The sequence below is a fragment of the Streptomyces sp. NPDC054956 genome, from assembly GCF_053609185.1.
On the sequence record NZ_JBSGXB010000464.1, the window covers coordinates 1 to 4,274 of the forward strand.

Genomic DNA, 4,274 nt, shown 5'->3' on the forward strand with positions numbered 1-4,274 from the left:
GAGACAGCGTCAGCGGCAGCTGCGCCCGTCGTTGACGCAGCGGACCGCTTCGGCCATCAGCCGGTCCGACATGACGTTGATGAAGTCGCCGTGGTCGGTCACCGGCTTGTGCAGCTGCTCGGGGAAGCTGTCCACCGCGAAGCGTCCGCCGGGCGGCAGTGCGTACACGATCCGCTGCACGAGCTGCGGGACCGCCTTGAAACCGGCCGGGCAGGAGCCGTCGCGGCCCGCGAAGGCCACGTGGGTGCGGTGGTTGGCGCTGTCGGTGTTCTTCCCGTCCCAGCAGCTCTGGAAGTTGAACGTCCGGACCACGTCGCTGCCCTTGGGGCAGATCGGGTACTTGTCCTTCAGCTGCCGGTTCTCGAACCCGGTGCAGCTCCAGGAGGCGTTGGCGTTGGCCGGACCGTTCGTGAGGGCCTTGGCGTCGCCGGTGATGATGCGCAGGAAGCGGGGCATGGCGGTGACCCGGGAGACGGGGCTCCCCTTGAACTCGATCGTCACCTGCTTCGGCCGCAGGATGGTGCCCACGTTGGCGTCCTTGCCGCCGCCGGGTGCGGCCGCGTCCTTCTCTGCCTTGCCGTCGCGCAGCCGCAGCACCGGCCAGTAGTAGGTGGACTGGTCGCCGTTGGTGCAGGTGGTTCCGGCGGCGGCCAGGCTGTTGTTGGTGGAGAAGGCGTCCGTGATCCTGTTGCCCACGTAGTCGTGCATGTGGTGGGCGCCGTTGCTCACCCCCGGGGCGACGATCACGTTGTCGGGGTTGAGGTGGCGCTCCGCGTTGGTGCCGCACTGCACGGCGAAGGAGCCCTTGGAGGCACCGGACCTGGGCGCCGGCTTCTTCACGTTCGGTTTGACCGAACCGATTTGAACGAAGTCCGAGCGTGCCGGGCCGCCCTTCGCGGCTCCGCTGCCGCTACTGCCGCTACTGCTGCTACTGCTGCTGTCGCTCCCGCTGCTCCGCGCGAGCTCCCCGTCCGCGGCCGGCGCCTCCCGCATCGCGCAGGCGCTCAGCTCCTCCAGCCCGTCGGGGCGGGCGGCCGCTCGCCCGATCGCGTCGGAGACGCGGGTGATCGTCTCGCCGCGCTGGTCCTTCAGCTCCCCGAGGAGTGCGTCCGCCCGGGCCCGGCCCGTGGAGAGCCGCCCGTAGGCGTCGGCGATCTGGGTGTCGAGACCGGCGAGTTCCCGATCCACCTCGGTCCGCGCCTGGTCGGGGACCTCGCGCAGCCGCTCCCCCACGTCGGGGCAGTCGATCGTGGCCGTGACCGGCACCGGGCGCCCGTCCTGTCCGGCGGACGCTCCCTGGGCCGCGATCACGACTCCGCCGCCGCCCAGCACCAGCGCCGACACGAGGGCGAGGGCCTTGTACCTGGGCCGCAGCCTGCGTTTGTGCCCCGCCGGTCCGTGGGGCCCCTTGCTGTCCTTGACGCTCATGCGATCACTTCACTTCCTCGGTCGGGAATGCGGGGAATGCGTGGATGAGATGGCCGGGCCGGTGGAGGGGGAGACGGATCCGGAGCCGGGAGCGGGCACCGTGTCCGCCAGTCCGTCGAAATCGACGAGCCCGCTGGCTTCCAGGACCGAGATGTGGTCCAGGACCGTGGCGTTGGCGTCCGTCGCGAGCTCGCGGACCATGGAGTTGCGGGTCTGCGCGCGCACTTGGGCGACGAGCGTGAACACCTTGCCGTGCGCCCGCCGCAGCAACTGGATGAACAACTGCTCGTACGTGACCCCTTGGGCCCGGTCCAACTGGTCGAGCCAGGCCTGCTGCTGGGTGCTGGGCCGGTCGGGCAGTTCGACTCCGAGCGCCTGGCCGACCTCCAGGACCCGCCGGTCCAGTTCGGTGTGCCCCTCCACGAGGTGCTCCCCCGCCGTCCGGACCGCCTGGCGGGTGCCCCGTTCCTGGGCCTGGCGGCCCGCGGGCAGCTCCCACAGTCCGGCGAGGCGGACCTTGCGCACGAAGTCGCGGTCCTGCGGGGTGAGCGGCCCGAAACCGGTGCTCATGACACCGGCTCCGTCGTCGTCCGCCGCCAGGACCGGGGCCGGGGTGGCCGCGACGGCTCTGCTCCCGAAGCTCCGTACCGGGATCAGCAATGCGATCAGTGTGAGGGCGAGGGCTCCGATGACGATGCCCGTCCCCATCACGTGGCGCGAGGCGACCGACATTCCCGCGACGCTCGACCGGCGGATCGACAGCACTGTGCCTCCTTGGCTCCCGGTGGGCGCCGGGAACGGCCGCGCGCCGCTCCACCGGACCCCCGGGTGCCAAGGGACGCTAATGCCCGATCGGGCCCCTCCCCCGAAGCCCCATCACGACTGGACAAACATCCGGGCAACGCCTCGGACGGCTGCTACGGTTCCGCACGCCCGAGTGCCCGGCGACAGCCCTCCCCTGCCCTGACGGAGGGACAGAACCTGCGGCGTGTCGGCCGATTGTCCGAAATTCCGGTCATTCCCGAGAAGGAGTGCGACCCACCCCACGGATGGATTCGCCCGGGCCGCCGGGTGCCGGAGGGTGGGGCGACACCCGCCCTCCCGAAAGGAACGGCCCTCGTGCGCAAGAAACGACTGGCATCCCTCTTGTCCGCAGCCGGACTCCTCGCGAGCTCCGTACCGCTGCTCGCGGCCGCCCAGGCCTCCGCCGCGCCGGCCGAAGCCGAGTACCTGCGGCAGAAGCCCTCATGGCACCGGTGCAGCCCCGAGCAGCCGGCCTCGTACGAATGCGCCACCATCGAGGTGCCGCTCGACTACCGGCGTCCCGAGGGACGCAAGCTGGACCTCGCCATATCCCGCGTGCGCAGCACGAATCCGGCGAAGCGGCACGGGGTCCTGCTGATGAACCCGGGCGGCCCGGGCGGCAGCGGGCTCGATCTGCCGCTGAGCTTCGGGGAGGTGGTGCCGCGCGAGGTGGCCGACCGGTACGACCTGATCGGCTTCGACCCGCGCGGGGTCGGCGCCAGCAGCCCGGTCACCTGCGGACTGGCCGACAGCGAGGAGAACTTCGAGCGGGCGTACCGGCCCGAGACCTTCTCCTCCGATGTGGCGTGGGCGCGTACCGTCGCCGACAAGTGCCGGGAGAAGGCCGGTTCGGTCCTCCCGTACATCACCACCCGCAACACGGCGCGCGACATGGACACGATCCGGGCGGTGCTCGGCGAGCGGAAGCTCTCGTACCTCGGCTACTCGTACGGGACCTACCTGGGCGCGGTGTACACGCAGATGTTCCCGGACCGCACCGACCGGTTCGTGCTCGACAGCGGGGTCGACCCCGGCATGATCTGGCGGGACATGATCCGGGTGTGGGCGACGGAGGCCGAGCCGGCGTTCGGGCGGTGGACGCAGTGGGCGGCGCAGCGCTCGGACCAGTACCACCTGGGCGACAGCCCGGCGGCGGTGTCCAAGACCTTCTGGGACCTGGTGGCGCGCGCCGACCGGGAGCCGATCGAGTTCCGCGGGGAGAAGCTCAACGGTGACGACCTCCGCAGGGCCCGGGCGGTGTTCTTCTACCCCGCCACGGCCACACCGCTGGTGGCGGCGCTGAAGGAGGCCGCTGAGGGGAAGCCGGGCGGTGCCTCCGCCGCCCTCGGCCCGGACTTCGACATGAAGGGCGCGCTCGCCGGGAAGCCGGCGGCCCCCGCCGCACCGGCCCCCGCCGGACCTGCCTCCGCCGGACCTGCCTCCGCCGGACCTGCCTCAGACAATGGCATCGCCGTGTTCTGGAACGTGGTGTGCGGGGACACGGACGCCTGGCCGCGCGACCCCGAGCGGTACCGGCGCGACGCGGTCCGCGACAAGGCCGCGTACCCGCTCTACGGGGACTTCGCCTCGAACATCAAGCCGTGCGCCTTCTGGCAGCGGCCGGTCGAGGCGGCGACCCCGATGAAGAAGCGCGCCGCCGTACTGACCGTGCAGAACGAGTGGGACTCGCAGACCCCGCTGGTCAGCGGCCAGGGCCTGCACCGGGCGCTGAAGGGCTCGAAGATGGTGCTGGCGCTGGGCGGTGAGGGCCACGGCGTGTACCTCGCCGACCCCAAGTCGTGCGCCAACGCACCGGTCACCGACTACCTGGTCACGGGCAGGCTGCCCGCGAAGGACGTGAACTGCCGGACCGAACCGGCCCGTTCGGAGCTCCGGCCCGGGCCCGACGCGGCTCCGTCCCCGGCTCCGGCCCCGGTGAAGCCGCTGCCGTTCCCGCCCGCGGCGCCGAACCGGTTCTGAGGCGACCGAGAAGGCGAACTCCGACCCCGCGCCCCCGGCGCGGGGTCGGAGGCGCTCCGGGG

Annotated in this window: 3 protein-coding genes; 1 reads left to right on the plus strand and 2 read right to left on the minus strand. The window is 71.9% G+C overall.

What is annotated here, in order from left to right; genetic code table 11:
• Positions 1–9 precede the first annotated feature (9 nt).
• Positions 10–1,428, minus strand: coding sequence for a DUF1996 domain-containing protein (locus ACWGDE_RS36640; protein ID WP_453393406.1), 1,419 nt, complete (start codon positions 1,426–1,428; stop codon positions 10–12).
• A gap of 9 nt (positions 1,429–1,437) precedes the next feature.
• Entirely contained in the window at positions 1,438–2,193 is a 756-nt protein-coding gene (locus ACWGDE_RS36645) for a DUF4142 domain-containing protein (RefSeq protein ID WP_453393407.1), read from the minus strand.
• 354 nt (positions 2,194–2,547) lie between these two features.
• Here ACWGDE_RS36645 and ACWGDE_RS36650 point away from each other — a divergent pair, with 354 nt between their 5' ends.
• A complete protein-coding gene (locus tag ACWGDE_RS36650) occupies positions 2,548–4,212 on the plus strand; it encodes an alpha/beta hydrolase (protein WP_453393408.1) in 1,665 nt (554 codons plus the stop codon).
• Positions 4,213–4,274: the final 62 nt, after the last annotated feature.